The organism is Acinetobacter sp. NIPH1876, assembly GCF_022808535.1.
Taxonomy (GTDB): Bacteria; Pseudomonadota; Gammaproteobacteria; order Pseudomonadales; family Moraxellaceae; genus Acinetobacter; species Acinetobacter higginsii.
Window position 1 is genome coordinate 44,771 of record NZ_JALGBR010000016.1, and the last position, 14,581, is coordinate 59,351.

At 44.7% G+C, this 14,581-nt stretch carries 15 protein-coding genes; all 15 read left to right on the forward strand.

The genetic code is table 11. The features are described from left to right. Nucleotides 1–3: 3 nt before the first annotated feature. From MN869_RS16790 to MN869_RS16860, 15 genes are read left to right on the forward strand one after another with little or no spacing between them, the layout of a single operon-like run. Nucleotides 4–252 carry an acyl carrier protein gene (locus tag MN869_RS16790; RefSeq protein WP_004802664.1) on the forward strand — a complete coding sequence of 83 codons (249 nt, stop codon included), beginning with the start codon at nt 4–6 and terminating at the stop codon, nt 250–252. Then, nucleotides 249–800: a septation protein IspZ gene (locus MN869_RS16795; protein ID WP_033134451.1), complete on the forward strand. Its 552-nt coding sequence runs from the start codon at nt 249–251 to the stop codon at nt 798–800. The genes MN869_RS16790 and MN869_RS16795 overlap by 4 nt, the downstream gene beginning before the upstream one ends. 6 nt (nt 801–806) lie before the next feature. Next, complete coding sequence (locus MN869_RS16800; protein ID WP_241304661.1) at nt 807–2,480, forward strand: AMP-binding protein; 1,674 nt, start codon at nt 807–809, stop codon at nt 2,478–2,480. Nucleotides 2,481–2,487: 7 nt separating this feature from the next. Continuing rightward, complete coding sequence (locus MN869_RS16805) at nt 2,488–3,231, forward strand: glycosyltransferase family 2 protein (protein WP_241304780.1); 744 nt, start codon at nt 2,488–2,490, stop codon at nt 3,229–3,231. After that, on the forward strand, nt 3,231–4,163 hold the full coding sequence (locus MN869_RS16810) for a hypothetical protein (RefSeq protein WP_004802671.1): 933 nt from the start codon (nt 3,231–3,233) through the stop codon (nt 4,161–4,163). Before MN869_RS16805 ends, MN869_RS16810 begins: the two co-directional genes overlap by 1 nt. A 25-nt stretch (nt 4,164–4,188) precedes the next feature. Then, the gene (locus MN869_RS16815) at nt 4,189–5,730 is read left to right on the forward strand and encodes an aromatic amino acid ammonia-lyase (protein ID WP_171550305.1); all 1,542 of its coding nucleotides are present in this window, start codon (nt 4,189–4,191) and stop codon (nt 5,728–5,730) included. A gap of 9 nt (nt 5,731–5,739) precedes the next feature. Then, complete coding sequence (locus MN869_RS16820; protein WP_004802675.1) at nt 5,740–6,168, forward strand: acyl-CoA thioesterase; 429 nt, start codon at nt 5,740–5,742, stop codon at nt 6,166–6,168. A 37-nt stretch (nt 6,169–6,205) separates the two neighbouring features. After that, nucleotides 6,206–6,838 carry an outer membrane lipoprotein carrier protein LolA gene (locus tag MN869_RS16825; RefSeq protein WP_050553371.1) on the forward strand — a complete coding sequence of 211 codons (633 nt, stop codon included), beginning with the start codon at nt 6,206–6,208 and terminating at the stop codon, nt 6,836–6,838. Beyond that, a complete protein-coding gene (locus MN869_RS16830; RefSeq protein ID WP_241304662.1) occupies nt 6,813–9,125 on the forward strand; it encodes a hypothetical protein in 2,313 nt (770 codons plus the stop codon). Before MN869_RS16825 ends, MN869_RS16830 begins: the two co-directional genes overlap by 26 nt. 25 nt (nt 9,126–9,150) lie before the next feature. Beyond that, on the forward strand, nt 9,151–10,440 hold the full coding sequence (locus MN869_RS16835) for an NAD(P)/FAD-dependent oxidoreductase (protein ID WP_241304781.1): 1,290 nt from the start codon (nt 9,151–9,153) through the stop codon (nt 10,438–10,440). A gap of 1 nt (nt 10,441) precedes the next feature. Beyond that, nucleotides 10,442–10,996, forward strand: coding sequence for a DUF3261 domain-containing protein (locus MN869_RS16840; RefSeq protein WP_241304663.1), 555 nt, complete (start codon nt 10,442–10,444; stop codon nt 10,994–10,996). Next, entirely contained in the window at nt 10,993–12,186 is a 1,194-nt protein-coding gene (locus tag MN869_RS16845; protein WP_241272186.1) for a beta-ketoacyl-[acyl-carrier-protein] synthase family protein, read from the forward strand. Before MN869_RS16840 ends, MN869_RS16845 begins: the two co-directional genes overlap by 4 nt. Next, nucleotides 12,187–12,618 carry a 3-hydroxylacyl-ACP dehydratase gene (locus tag MN869_RS16850; RefSeq protein ID WP_151716917.1) on the forward strand — a complete coding sequence of 144 codons (432 nt, stop codon included), beginning with the start codon at nt 12,187–12,189 and terminating at the stop codon, nt 12,616–12,618. Nucleotides 12,619–12,632: 14 nt separating this feature from the next. Further along, nucleotides 12,633–13,358 (forward strand): 3-ketoacyl-ACP reductase FabG2, encoded by a 726-nt coding sequence (locus MN869_RS16855; RefSeq protein WP_241272185.1) that lies wholly within the window; start codon nt 12,633–12,635, stop codon nt 13,356–13,358. Next, nucleotides 13,358–14,581 (forward strand): beta-ketoacyl-ACP synthase, encoded by a 1,224-nt coding sequence (locus MN869_RS16860; RefSeq protein WP_241304782.1) that lies wholly within the window; start codon nt 13,358–13,360, stop codon nt 14,579–14,581. Before MN869_RS16855 ends, MN869_RS16860 begins: the two co-directional genes overlap by 1 nt.

A 14,581-nucleotide genomic window follows, 5' to 3' on the forward strand; every position in this document is an offset into this window, starting at 1 on the left:
TCAATGTTAACTCAAGAACAGGTGCTGGCAAAGTTAAGAGAGTGGATGCAGGATTTATTCGAAATTGAACCTGATGATATCCAACTTGATTCCAATTTATATGAAGATCTCGATGTAGACAGTATTGATGCTGTCGATCTGGTGGTTAAAATTAAAGAACTGACTGGTAAACAAGTCAAGCCTGAAGATTTTAAAGCAGTCAGAACCGTACAAGATGTTGTTGCTGTCATTCAGAACATGACCGCTGAATGAGACATCTCATTAGAGGGGGATTGATCACTTTTTTTGTGTTGTACCCCTTTATTGTTGGATGGAGCCTGTCGCATGGACAGTTCATCTGGGTCAGTATTTTACTGATCGTTTTGGGTGTGAGTCGCTTGCTGAGCGCCAAAAGAGATTTGATGTTACCACTGACTGGTTTAGCCATTATTTGTGGTGGATTGAGCCTGATTTTAAAAGATCATGCTTGGCTCAAGCTTTATCCTGTGGGTATGAGTCTTGGTGCGTTGATCATTTTTGCACTGACACTGTATCGACCACCGTCCATGATTGAGCGTTTTGCGCGTCTGGTTGAGCCTGATCTGCCAGCCTCTGGTGTAGTATGGACACGGAAAGTCACTGTGGTTTGGTGCTTCTTCTTTGCAATAAATGCCATGATTGCACTGGCAACGGTATTTGCACCCATGAAATATTGGATCATTTATAACGGCTTTGTGTCTTACCTATTGATGGGAATCTTATTTCTCGGTGAGTACATCTTGCGAAAAAAACATCAACGTTTAAATCAAACGGCCCCTTAAAATATTATGCCTATTTCTTTTTATAATGATGCTGATTCAGCGAATGCGTTGTGTATTAGCTCTGAATTAAAAACAATTTCTTATGCCGATTTTTGGCAAGACGTCGCTGAACAAGCCGCCGCAATCAGGGGATTGAGCCAAGAGACTTGGGCATTGTGGGAACAAGATAGTTCCCAGTTTTTGCTATTATTTTTTGCAGGCTTATTGGCCAATAAAAAAATCATTTTACCTCCCAATCGTGTTCGAGATTTAGAACAACAATTGGCCCAGCAACAGATTTACTTTCTGAGCCGTCAACCTGTTGCTGCGACTGTGAATGTAGACGAAAGCTTTTCGCAACTGATTCGTATACAAGATGATGATTTTTTAAATCAGGCTGAGATCATATTCTTTACCTCAGGTTCAACTGGTGAACCGAAAAAGATTGAACGTACTTTGAAGCAACTGCTCAATGAAGTGATTGGCTTAGCCAGTAGTTTTCAGTTCAAGCAGAAAAGCGTTGCTATTGCAACAGTCAGTCACCAGCATATTTATGGATTACTGTTCAAACTGCTTTTACCACTCGCAACAGGACGCCATTTTTTTAATCCGCAATTGGCTTTTCCTGAAGATGTCATTCAGGCTCAACAGCGTTTAGCCCAACAAGGGTGGAGCAACTATCTGATTTCCAGTCCTGCTTTATTGAAACGCTGGGCGCAGGATCTGGTCTTGCAGCAGTGTGAACTAGTGTTCAGTTCGGGTGGCAAATTAGATGCAGGTGTCCGACCACATTTGAATGTTCCGATTGTTGAAGTACTCGGGAGCTCAGAAACCGGAGGCATTGCACATCGTCAATATGATGATGCGGCATGGACAGCTTTTAATAATGTTGAGATTCAGATTGCTGCAAACACCCAACTCATGGTGCAAAGTAACCATGCAGGTGAGTCCGGCTGGATTATCACGGGCGATGCTGCGGAGTGGATCGATATCGACCATAAGCAATTCAAACTTTTAGGTCGCTTGGACCGCATTATCAAGTTGGAAGAAAAGCGCTTGAGTCTGGATGCGATTGAGCACAGTTTGAATACCTTGCAGGAAGTAGAGCAAAGCCACACACTCTTACTTGAACATCAGCATCGACAAATTCTAGCGGCGATTGTGGTGCTCAGTGCCGAGGCTCAACAGCAATTAATGACGATAGGTAAAGCCGCTTTTGTCAAACAGTTGAAGCAGCAGTTACAGTTTCAGCTGGAAAGCATTGCCATTCCTCGACAGTGGCGTTTTTTGAGTCAGATTCCGCAAAATACCCAGTCAAAACGGGATAAAAATTATTTAAAAGCATTATTTAGCCCAATGTTACAGCCTGTCGTGTTATCGCAATGGCAACAACAGGATGAGCAGTATTTCAGCCTTGAGTTTCCTGCTGAACTGGAATGTTTTAAGGGACATTTCCCAACCCAACCGATTTATCCGGGTGTGGGACAGATTGGCTTTATTCAGCAGTTTGCCAAGAATAGTTGGTCTGATTTACAGTGGTGTCAGGGGTTTGAGCAATTGAAGTTTCAAAACCTGATTCGTCCTTATGCGGTGGTGCAATTAAAATTAAGCCGTAAATTACATAAAATCAGTTTTGAAATCACCTCAGAGCAACAGGTCTTGGCATCAGGGCGTTTATTGTTTGCGCTTGAACAGGTCTAGGAGTCCGCTGATGTTGAACTATGGCATTGTTATTCCTGTGTATAACCATCCGCACTATCTTGCTGATCTTGTTGAGTATCTGGAACAATTTCAATGTCCGATTATTCTCGTCAATGATGGTAGTGATGCCGAATGTACGGCAATTCTGCATCAACTGGTACAACAGCATCCATTGGTTGATTTAGTGGAACATCAGACCAACCAAGGCAAGGGGCAAGCGGTCATGACTGGGCTGCAACATGCTTTTCAGTTAGGAATGACACATGCACTGCAACTAGATGCGGATGGTCAGCATTGCTGGGAGGATGTTCCGAAATTTATCGAGCAGTCGCAGCAACATCCCCAAGCAATGGTGATTGGTCAGCCGATCTTTGATGATTCAGTGCCGAAAAAGCGTCTGTATGGACGTTATGTCACACATTTCTGGGTCTGGTTAAACAGCTTGTCTTTCGAAATTAAAGACAGTATGTGCGGTTTCCGAGTCTATCCCTTGGCGAAAACCATAGCTGTACTCAATTCTGCTCAATTCCAACCTCGAATGGGTTTTGATAGTGAAATTTTGGTCCGCTTAAAATGGGAAGATACCCCTTTTGTGAATGTGCCTACACGGGTAATTTATCCTGAACATGGTGTGTCACATTTTAATGTGTGGCGTGATAATCTGGGCTTAAGTCAGGCACATGCTCGATTATTTGCAGGGATGCTGCTGCGCTTTCCAAAACTGATTTGGCATAAGTTTAAGGTGGACTGATGACGACACCGCAAACTTCGCAGGATACATGGCATCAAATTAAGGAACGAGGCGGACTGTTGCCGCTGATGCTGATGCTTGGATTTTATCGCTGTGGCGGACGTTGGTTATGCCGTGTGGTACTGTATTTTATTATTATGTGGTATTGGCTGTTTGCGGTAACAGCTCGACAGGCTTCTTTACAATATTTACAGCGTTTGCATCAATTTGCAGGGTCTCAGTCACCGTTTACAGCAATGCCGAACTGGATGAATAGCTATACGCATTTCATGCAGTTTGGTGAGTGTATTCTGGATAAAATTGAGGGCTGGTTAGGGCATATTCCTGAGCAAAAACTGCAATTGTTTGGGCATCAGCACTTCCAGCAACACTACCAAAAAGGCGCGATTATTGTGGTGTCGCACTTTGGCAATATTGAGCTACTGCGGGCGATAAAGTCAGAGCACCCACAAAAAATTAATGTACTGGTATATCAAAAGCATGCCTCACAATTTAATCAGTTTTTAAAAAAAATTAATGATAAGGCTGATGTCAATTTAATTGCAGTGGATGAACTTGGCATTGAAACAGCGATGCTGTTACAGGAAAAGATGGAGCAGGGGGAGTGGGTGATCGTGGCGGCGGATCGGATTCCTGTGCAGTCGGATCGAGTGCAAAGCATCCAGTTTTTGGGACATGAGGCTGCATTACCACAAGGGGCATGGATTTTGGCCAATTTACTCAAAGTTCCGGTGCTAGCCGTATTTTGTTATCGCGTCCAGCAGAAGTTTCAGGTGCATATTCATGCGATTGCCAAGCAAGTGGATTTACCGCGTAAAACCCGATTAAGCAGCATGCAGCAGATCACCCAATCCTATGTCGCCGTATTAGAACAACATTGCTTACGGGCACCGTATCAATGGTTTAATTTTTATCAGTTTTGGACAAAATAACGTGAATGCAAGTCAAAGTGAAGCAATGCTCAAGCCGGTTCTGATTGTCGGTGAGCAGCCACTCAGTATTGAAGATGTGGTGGCGGTTGCTCGACAACAGCGTCAAGTGGCTTTACCGACAGCAACAGCTTGGCGTGAATTGATTCAGCGCGGTGCAGATTTTCTGGATCAGTTGTTGCTGGATGAAGGCGTGATCTACGGCGTTACCACAGGCTATGGGGATTCATGTCTGGTTGAAATTCCGATGCATCAAGTCAATGAATTGCCTTTGCATCTGTCTCGTTTTCATGGCTGCGGTCTCGGTGAAAATCTGGATTTGATCACTGCCCGTGCGGTAGTGGTGACTCGTCTTTGTTCACTTGCACGAGGTTATTCGGGGGTGTCTTTGGCCTTGCTGGAGCGTCTGGTCTGGATGCTGAATGAAAACATTATTCCAGTGATTCCATCGGAAGGCTCTGTCGGGGCAAGTGGTGATCTGACGCCTCTGTCCTATATTGCAGGTGCTTTGGTTGGTGAGCGTGATGTCTATGCACAAGGCAAGATTGTGCCGATTGCACAAGTCTATGCAGAGCAAGGCTTGGACGCCTTGGTGTTACGCCCGAAAGAAGGCTTGGCACTGATGAATGGTACCGCGGTGATGACGGCGATTGCCTGCTTAAACTATAAAAAAGCAGAGCAGGTGGCATTGGCCAGTACCTTGATTACCGCTTTGAATGTGTTGGCCTTAGAAGGTAATCCAAGTCATTTTGATGAAGTCTTATTTGCCCAAAAACCGCATCAAGGTCAGCAACAGATTGCCCAGCAATTACGTGAATGGCTAAACAGTGAAGTGCAGACAGCACACCAAAGTCCACGTTTACAAGATCGTTATTCTTTACGCTGTGCGCCGCATATTATTGGTGTGTTTGAAGATTCAAAAACATGGTTGCGTCAATTTATCGAAAATGAATTAAATTCCAGCAATGATAATCCGCTGATTGATCCTGTGAATTTGCGGGTACTGCATGGTGGTCATTTCTATGGCGGGCATATTGCACAAGCCATGGACAGTTTGAAGATTATGATCGCCAATATTGCCGACTTGATGGACCGACAAATTGCACAGCTGGTCGACCATAAAATGAATCATGGTTTAGCACGCAATTTAACGGGTGCCAGTGCCGAGCGCCTGCCTTTGAATCATGGTTTTAAAGCGGTACAAATTGGGGTTTCGGCTTGGACCGCTGAAGCCCTGAAACATACCTTGGCCGCGTCTATTTTCTCTCGTTCGACCGAATGCCATAACCAAGACAAAGTCAGTATGGGGACCATTGCCGCCCGAGATGCGACTCGGGTCATTACCTTGACGCAGCAGGTTTTGGCGGCCTTATGCTGTGCCAGTGTACAGGCCGTGCATTTGAAAGGTGTTGAATCTCAATTAAGCCCGCCTTTAAAAGCTTTTGTTGAGTGGACCTTACAAAGTTTTGCCTTACTGCAAGAAGATCGTCCTTTACAAACTGAACTACAACAGATTATTGATCGTTTCGACAACTTTGAATTGTTCAATCAATTCCAGCAACAGGTCTAGGAGCGACAGATGCAGGCAGATGTAATCATTGAAATCCCGTTTCATGATGTCGATACCATGAATGTGGTCTGGCATGGGCATTATTTAAAGTATTTCGAAATTGCACGTTGTAAGTTATTGGAACAGTTTAATTATAACTATAACCAGATGAGAGCATCGGGCTATGCGTGGCCTGTGATTGAAAGCCATGTGCGTTATGTGCAGGGGATTGAGTTTGAACAGAAAATTAAAGTTCGTGCGATTTTAAAAGAATGGGAAAACCGTTTAAAAATTGAATATCTGATTCTTGATGCGAACACTGGACGACGTTTAACCAAAGGCTATACCACGCAAGTGGCTGTGAATATGGAGACCCGAGAAATGTGTTTCCAGTCACCGCAAATTTTATTGGATTGTTTAAATGCATGGGATGCGTTTAAGGAGCACCCGCATGGTTAATTCTGGTTTTTTGAATCTCAATCGCCTTGTTGCATTGATGCAACAGCGTGCTTGCTGGTTATTACTCAGTGTTGTTAGTGTATTGTTTAGCTTGAGTGTTTCCGTATCGGCACATGCGGATCAGGTCTCGACAATTTTTAATCAGCTTGCTAAAAGTGAACTCATTCGCGCCGATTTTGAACAGCAAAAAAAGTTGGCAAGTTTAAACAAGACTTTTGTTTCCAATGGCACACTGACCTTTGCGAAATCAAATGGTGTACTTTGGCAAATTAAACGACCTGTGCAAGCAGATTTGATCGTAACCCAAAAGAAACTCATCCAGAAAACACAACGAACCTATAGCCAGATCCAGATTGACCAATCGCCTTATAGTTCGGTTGCGACCTTATTTTTGCAACTGATGTCGGGTGATGATAAAGCTTTGGCGAAGAATTTTAATGTGTTATCCGCCAATTACAGCCCGACAGGATGGAATATCGCGTTAACACCTAAATCAGCGCTATTTAAAAAGTTGTTCCTGAGAATTGATGCGCAAGGACAACAGTATGTGAATAAGATTGTGATTCAAGAACAGGCCAATAATAGCACCACGATTTTATTCCGTAATCAAACCACTCAACCGAATCAACTGACGGCTGCTGAAGATGCGCTTTTCCAATTGGCAAAATAAATTTACTGCCATCTGGTTAGTTCTTTTAACCATTGTTGGACTTGCGCTGGCAGTGGCATGGGTCAAAAAAGAGATCCATATCCAGACCAATATTTTTGCTTTGCTGCCTGAAACGCAAAAAAATCCTGAGCTTGCTAAAACACAGCAATATATGAGTGATCAGCTCAATGAAAAAGTCTTTGTTGTTTTAGAAAGTCAGGATCAACAGGCCTTAGCGCAAGCCACTCAGTTGTTTCAACAGAAGTTACTACACAGTGACCTGTGGCAACCGCTTCGACCACAGTTGGATTTAGCACAGTTTTCCAAACAGCTATATCAACATCGGGCAGGTTTGCTGAATCAACAAGACCGACAGTTTTTGCAACAGCAGGATTATGAGGCACTGACCGAACAAAGCCTGATGCAGTTAATGAGTGTCGGGATGCCGATTACCGCGACCTCATTACAGCAAGACCCTTTATTGCTGTTTCCACGCTATATGTTGAGTGTGGCCAATCAGCTTTCAAGCAATGTAGAGCTGGAAGATGGTTTTGCAACCATTCATGATGAGCAAAAGACCTCACGCTTATTGGTTCTGCAATTAAAACAGAGTCCTTATAACATTGATTATCAGGAACAGGTCAGCGCTTGGATTGAACAGTTGCAGCCTGAGCTGAACAAGTTGCAGGTTCAATCTCATTGGACGGGGACCATTTTATTTTCTAATTATGGAACTCAGTCGGCCAAGCAGGAAATTTCAACCATTGGCCTCGGTTCGACCTTGGGCTTGATCCTGTTGGTTTGGTTTGGCTTCCGTTCATTCCGGCCACTCATGACTGAATTTATCGCGGTGTCGACGGGGAGCTTACTGGCATTTGCGGTGACACATCTGGTGTTTGGCGAAATTCATCTGATGACCTTGGTCTTTGGTGCCAGTCTGATCGGGGTGTGTGTCGATTTCTCTTTCTATTTTATGGCAATGCAATCGCAGCATCGTAAACTGGATGGATTTAGGATTCTTAGACCGCTGTTGCCAAGCTTATTTATGGGCTTAATGACCACGGTTGTGGCCTATATTTTTCTGAGCTTTACGCCGTTTCCAGCTTTTAGGCAAATTGCGGTGTTTTCAATCGTCGGTTTGGTCGCTGCCTGGATCACCAGTGTGTTGCTCCTACCACGCTTAGCTCCGCTGAATGCACAAGCTGCAATTCGACGCTTAGCTTGGATTGGAATGGCCAGACAATGGTTTCAGCAACATCAAAAACTACGTTATGGCTTTATTTTAAGTATCTTGCTGATTGGAGGAGGCAGCCTATTTGCTTTGCAATCCAATGATGATATTCGAAACTTGCAAAGTATGGATGCCAAGCTGAAACAGGAAGATCAATATATTCGTTCCTTGTTTGCCCAGCAGCAAAGCAGTGATTATTTTGTTGTGCGTGCACACTCCAGTGCTGAGCTTGAGCAGCAGGAAGCACAATTGATTGATCAATTGCAGCAATTGCAAACTCAGGGGCAGATTGACGGTTTTCAAGCTTTGGGACAATGGATTCCGCCTTTGGCTCAGCAGCAACAAAATGTGCAACTACTTCAGCAGATTCCTGCAACAGCATTGAAAAAGTATGCGGAAAGTATGGGGTTGAATTTTGCGGATCTACTGCAATGGCAACAACAATTGCAGCAGCAACCTTTACTCACAGAACAGGTGTTTCAACAACATCCCTTGGCATTTTTACAGCTCAGTCCTACCGAGCGTCTGGTCATGGTCCGTGGGGTTAAACAGGCGAAGCGATTACAGCAATTGCAATCCGCACAGATTGATTTCCAGCAACCTGTCAGCACACTGTCTAGCGCGTTTGCACAGCATCGTCAGCAAGCGCAGCATTTATTGATCTATGCCTTATTGGGATTGGCGCTGGGTTTGGGCTTAGTCTATGGCAGGCGTTCGATTATGCCGCTGGTTTTGCCTGTGACTTTGGCGCTGATCAGTACCTTTGCGGTACAGGCATGGTTGGGTGTGGAAATTAACTTGTTCAGTATTATGGGAACCTTCTTGATCATTGGCATTGGTGTGGATTATGCGATTTTCTATCGGCATGGACATGACCATCCACAGGTGGTTGGCATGGCGCTGTTTTTGTGTATGATGTCGACCTTATTGGGCTTTGGACTCTTATCATTGAGTCATACTTATGCGATTCATTGCTTCGGTCTAACCGTTTTATTGGGTGTGATCTTTTCATTTGTTTATGCAACTTTGCTTACACCAGCTGATCAGCACCATATTGTGAATTTAGAAGAGCATTAAAAATTTTAATTTTTTGGGGGCAATGATGATACAAACAGCCGATGTGGTAATTATTGGTGCTGGACCTTCTGGCAGTTCAGCCGCAGCCTTGCTTCGTCAAAAAGGTTATGCGGTCACGGTGATTGAAAAACAATATTTTCCGCGCTTTTCGATTGGTGAGTCTTTGTTGCCACAGTGCATGGTGTTTCTAGAAGAAGCAGGCTTATTAGAAACTGTACGGGAACATGTTCAATCCCGCGCATTCCAGTTTAAAAATGGTGCGGCATTTTTGTGTGGTGAAAAACGTAGCCATTATGATTTCACTGAAAAATTCAGTGCGGGGCCTGGCACCACTTGGCAAGTTCGCCGAGCTGATTTCGATCACTTACTGGCTCAACAAGCGCAGCAATATGGCGCAGATATTCGTTTTGGACATGAAGTTGTTGCGATCGATGTTGAGGTGGAATACCCAGTTTTAACCGTGCTAGATGAGGCACAGCAGCGCTATCAGATTCAAGCCAAGTTTTTATTGGATGCCAGTGGTTTTGGCCGTATTTTACCGAAGTTTCTAGATTTAGAAAGCCCATCCAATTTCCCAGTGCGTCGTGCCTTGTTTACCCATATTGAAGATGGGATTGGTGATCGTGCTGATTTTGACCGTGACAAAATTTTAATTACTGTGCATGAAAAAGACCGTCGTGCTTGGTATTGGCTGATTCCTTTTGCCGATGGTCGTGCTTCCTTTGGTGTGGTGGCAGAGCAGGATTTCTTTGATTATTATCAGGTTGAAGATGCCGCTCAGAATGAACCAGACATTTTATTGAAACGGATTCTGGCAGATGATGCTGCATTATCTCAGGTCTTAGCACAGGCGAAATTTGATACGCCTGTACGTACCTTGGTGGGTTATTCTGCAAATGTTAAACATTTGGCTGGTCGGAATTATGCCTTGCTCGGCAATGCAGGTGAGTTTCTCGATCCTGTATTTTCATCGGGAGTGACCATTGCATTAAAATCTTCCAGTCTGGCAATTCCTTTAGTTGATCGAGTGTTGCAAGGTGAACAGGTGGATTGGATGCAGGAGTACGAATTACCGCTGCGTAAAGGGATTAAAGTGTTTCGTGCTTATGTCGAGTCTTGGTACGAAGGCGAGTTTCAGGATGTGGTATTCGCAAGTAATCAAAATGACAACATTCGTCGGATGGTTTCATCATTACTGGCAGGTTATGCATGGGATGATCAAAATCCGATTCATAAAAATGCCAAACGCCGTTTAAGTACCTTGGCCGAGTACTGCCGTGAAGGCGGCGCGCAAGAGAAAGCCTTAGAGGTTTAATATGCAACGGATCTGGATCAACATATTATGCTGTAGCATGTTGCTGTTGAGTGGCTGTCAACTGACGCCCCATGCACAGGGACTGAAAAGCAGCCATTGGTCAGCACAGCAATATCAACGGCAAGATCAAGTTGAAGTGCAGTGGAAGGATAAAAGCTTTAGCTTCTTGCTGTATCAACAACAGCAAGGTCAGCAGCTTAGCTTGGTTGCTTTAGGTTTAACTGGACAGCCGTTGTTTCAATTGCAATTTGATGGACAGCAGGTCAAGGTACAGCAACGCATTGACCAGATGCGCCTACTGCCTTTTGAGTTTGTGGTTCGAGATCTGTTATTCGCAACCTATCCTCAGTTTGCTCAGTTAGGACAACAGTCTGTTCGGGTACAACAAACAGCAACGCAGCAGCAAGTTTTTATTGCTGAAAAGGCAGTATTAGCAATTCAAGCGCAAGACAATAGCATTGAGCTTGATAATCTGCAGGTACCGTACCGCATGACCCTGAGCCCGATTGAAAATACCCTGAATGGCAATCAATCTGCGCAAGGAGTGCAGCCATGAGCCAATCTTTATCTCAGTTGCAAGCAGTCGGTATTCCCATCAGTGTCGGGCTGTCTGCATTAGGTCAGGATATTCAGCACATCCGTGAAGGTTTAACGACTACTGACAATACCCAGACACTGGAAACAGGATTTTTAGCTGATCGTCCAGTTTGGGTGGGGCGTTATGCAGATGCCTTAATTGAAACAGTACCAGAATCTTTAAAGACATTTGATTCGCGGAATCTACGTTTTGCCTTGACTGCGCTGCAAAAAATTGAGACTGAACTTCAACAGCAGATCGCCGATATTGATCTAACCCGTTTAAGTATTGTGATGGGCACCTCGACTTCGGGAATATCCGACAGTGAGCTTTTACTGAAACAACATTTTGATGGAAATGACACCATTGAAATTATGCATCAACCGCAAGAAATGGGTTGTCTAGCCAAAGCTTTACAAGGCTATCTCGGTTGGCGAGGGGCGGCTTATACCATTTCGACAGCCTGTTCTTCCAGTGCCAAGGCCTTTGCCGCAGGACAACGTTTAATTCAGGCTGGTTTGGCTGATGCGGTATTGGTTGGCGGCGTCGATACCTTATGCCAACTGACCTTAAATGGTTTTAATAGTTTGGAAAGTTTATCAGCAGATATTTGCCAACCCTGTGGCATCAATCGAGATGGTATTAATATTGGCGAAGCCGCAGCTTTATTTTTGCTGACCAAAGCCTCTGCACCGATCATGTTATATGGTGTGGGTGAATCGATGGATGCATGGCATATTTCTGCGCCGCACCCTGAAGGTTTGGGTGCAGCGATCGCGATGCAGCGCGCCTTGGACAGTGCAGCGATAACAGCGAAAGAGGTAGGGTATATCAATTTGCATGGAACTGCCACACCGCAAAATGATGCGATGGAAATCAAAGCTGTTCGACAAGTTTTCCAAGGCTTGAATGTGCCCTTAAGTAGTACCAAGCATAAAACCGGACATTGTTTGGGAGCGGCAGGCGCGATAGAGGCTTTTATTTGTACCCAGCTATTAAAAGATCAAAGCGGCTTACCCTTACATCAACTGGTTGAGATTGATCCTGAGCTTGCGGATCAAAACTATGTAACAGATGCTCGGCAGACAGAGAACATTCGCTATGTGTTGAGTAATTCTTTTGCCTTTGGTGGCAGCAATATCAGTTTGTTATTTGGAGTACAGCACTAAATGAAATTAGATGCGAGTGAATATATTCCACATGAACAACCTATGGTCTTTATTGATCATTTGCTAGAAGTCAAAGACGGTTATGCCATTGCCGAATTGACCATTCGTCCTGAATTAATGTTCTGTGAGGCAGAGGGTTTGCCGACTTGGGCAAGTATTGAAATTATGGCGCAAACTATTAGTGCCTATTCAGGTTGGATGGGGCAACAACTACAGCAAGCACCGAAACTGGGTTTTTTGTTGGGGACACGCAAGCTGCAGTTACCCTTTGCGTATTTTGCGCTTGGACAGACCTTGAGGATTCGGGTCGAGCAGCAATATCTGCATGAAGGTCTGGGGCAGTTTTCTTGCGAGATTGATGGGGCTGAGCAGGTGATCAGTGCCTTACTCAGTGTTTATGAACCGACTGATCAATCGACATTAGCATTATAGTTTTAGGAACAACAATGAGTAGAAGAATATTAGTCACGGGTTCAAGTCGTGGCATTGGTAAAGCAATCGCATTGCAATTGGCTCAGGCGGGCTTTGATGTGACCATTCATGCTCGTTCACGTGAGGCTGAGGCAGCTCAAGTGGTTGAACAGATTCAAAAGCTTGGGCAAAACAGCCATTATTTATTATTTGACGTCAATGAACGGGAACTGGTTAAAAGCCTATTAGAACAAGATGTTGAGCAGCATGGGGCTTTCTATGGTGTGGTGCTGAATGCAGGTCTTACTCATGACGGTGCATTTCCAGCTTTAACCGATCAGGACTGGGATGAGGTCATTTCGACCTCTTTAGACGGTTTCTATAATGTGCTTAAACCCTTGATCATGCCAATGATCCATTTACGCAAAGGTGGCCGAATCGTGACGCTTTCGTCGGTCTCGGGCATTATGGGCAATCGTGGGCAGGTGAATTATAGTGCAGCCAAAGCAGGCTTGATTGGGGCAACCAAGGCATTGGCTTTGGAATTGGCCAAGCGCAAAATTACGGTGAACTGTGTAGCACCCGGTCTGATTGAAACGGAAATGGTCACCGATGAAGTCAAAGAGCATGCATTAAAAATGATCCCAATGCAGCGCATGGGGCAGGTGGAAGAAGTGGCAGGTGTGGTGAAGTTTCTCTGTTCAGATGAAGCATCTTATATTACCCGTCAGGTGATTTCGGTCAATGGAGGACTGATTTGATGAAGCGTGTTGTGGTTACAGGCATGGCAGGAATTACCTCGCTGGGTGAAAGTGCTGATGACATCTTTGCTCAATTCCATGCGGGTAAAAGCGGTATTTGCTATATGTCCGAGTGGGAGCAATATCCAGATTTAAGAACCAAGCTTGCAGGCCCAGTGACAGATTTTCAAGTCGCCAAGCATTTTAACCGTAAGGTGACACGAGGCATGGGACGTGTTGCGTTAATGTCGGTCATCAGTGCTGAGAATGCCTTGCAAGATGCAGGCTTAATCGGTCATGAGATATTGAGCAGCGGTGAGGCTGGCGTGGCCTTTGGCTCATCTGCAGGCAGTGTGGATGCGGTGCGCGAGTTTGGCAATATGCTGATTGATCAAGACATGAGTAAGATCAATGCCACCACCTATATCCGCATGATGTCGCATACCAGTGCTGTGAACATGACCGTTTATTTCGGCTTGAAAGGGCTTACCTTGCCAACCTCGAGTGCATGTACCTCAGGTTCAATGGCGATTGGTCAGGCCTATGAAGCGATTAAGTACGGTAAACAAACCTTGATGTTGGCCGGTGGGGCGGAAGAGCTGAGTGCCGCAGGTGCCGCCGTTTTTGATGTTTTATTGGCGACCAGTGGGATGAATGATCATCCTGAAAAATCACCACGACCGTTTGATACACGACGAGATGGTTTGGTGATTGGTGAAGGTGCTGGTTGTTTGATTCTTGAAGAATATGAACATGCCAAGCAACGCGGTGCGACTATTTATGCCGAGATCATTGGCTATGCGAGCAATACCGATGGGCAGCATGTGACCAAGCCTGATAGTGAGCGAATGGGGCAATGCATGCAAATGGCATTGAAAGATGCCCAACTGGATGCCAGCCAGATTGACTACGTCAATGCGCATGGTACTTCAACCGATCAAGGTGACATTGCTGAAAGCCAAGCTACGGCAAGGATTTTAGGGCGTAAACCCATCAGCTCATTAAAGAGTTATTTTGGGCATACCTTGGGGGCGTGTGGGGTAATTGAAGCTTGGTTGGGTATAGAAATGATGCAGCGTGGGGAATTGATTCCAACCTTGAATCTGGATGAAATTGATCCACAATGTGGTGATTTAGATTATATTACTCAGCAAGTGAGGGCGAGTGAGATCAATATCATGATGAGTAATAACTTCGCTTTTGGTGGGATTAATACCTCACTTATTTTTAAACGAACAACATAA

Bases quoted from the DNA above. Each gene is read 5' to 3' on its own strand.
- MN869_RS16790 (WP_004802664.1), top strand. From the start codon at position 4: ATGTTAACTCAAGAACAGGTGCTGGCAAAGTTAAGAGAGTGGATGCAG.
- MN869_RS16850 (WP_151716917.1), top strand. From the start codon at position 12,187: ATGAAATTAGATGCGAGTGAATATATTCCACATGAACAACCTATGGTC.
- MN869_RS16855 (WP_241272185.1), top strand. From the start codon at position 12,633: ATGAGTAGAAGAATATTAGTCACGGGTTCAAGTCGTGGCATTGGTAAA.
- MN869_RS16800 (WP_241304661.1), top strand. From the start codon at position 807: ATGCCTATTTCTTTTTATAATGATGCTGATTCAGCGAATGCGTTGTGT.
- MN869_RS16835 (WP_241304781.1), top strand. From the start codon at position 9,151: ATGATACAAACAGCCGATGTGGTAATTATTGGTGCTGGACCTTCTGGC.
- MN869_RS16795 (WP_033134451.1), top strand. From the start codon at position 249: ATGAGACATCTCATTAGAGGGGGATTGATCACTTTTTTTGTGTTGTAC.
- MN869_RS16860 (WP_241304782.1), top strand. From the start codon at position 13,358: ATGAAGCGTGTTGTGGTTACAGGCATGGCAGGAATTACCTCGCTGGGT.
- MN869_RS16810 (WP_004802671.1), top strand. From the start codon at position 3,231: ATGACGACACCGCAAACTTCGCAGGATACATGGCATCAAATTAAGGAA.
- MN869_RS16815 (WP_171550305.1), top strand. From the start codon at position 4,189: ATGCTCAAGCCGGTTCTGATTGTCGGTGAGCAGCCACTCAGTATTGAA.
- MN869_RS16845 (WP_241272186.1), top strand. From the start codon at position 10,993: ATGAGCCAATCTTTATCTCAGTTGCAAGCAGTCGGTATTCCCATCAGT.
- MN869_RS16840 (WP_241304663.1), top strand. From the start codon at position 10,442: ATGCAACGGATCTGGATCAACATATTATGCTGTAGCATGTTGCTGTTG.
- MN869_RS16825 (WP_050553371.1), top strand. From the start codon at position 6,206: ATGCAACAGCGTGCTTGCTGGTTATTACTCAGTGTTGTTAGTGTATTG.
- MN869_RS16830 (WP_241304662.1), top strand. From the start codon at position 6,813: ATGCGCTTTTCCAATTGGCAAAATAAATTTACTGCCATCTGGTTAGTT.
- MN869_RS16820 (WP_004802675.1), top strand. From the start codon at position 5,740: ATGCAGGCAGATGTAATCATTGAAATCCCGTTTCATGATGTCGATACC.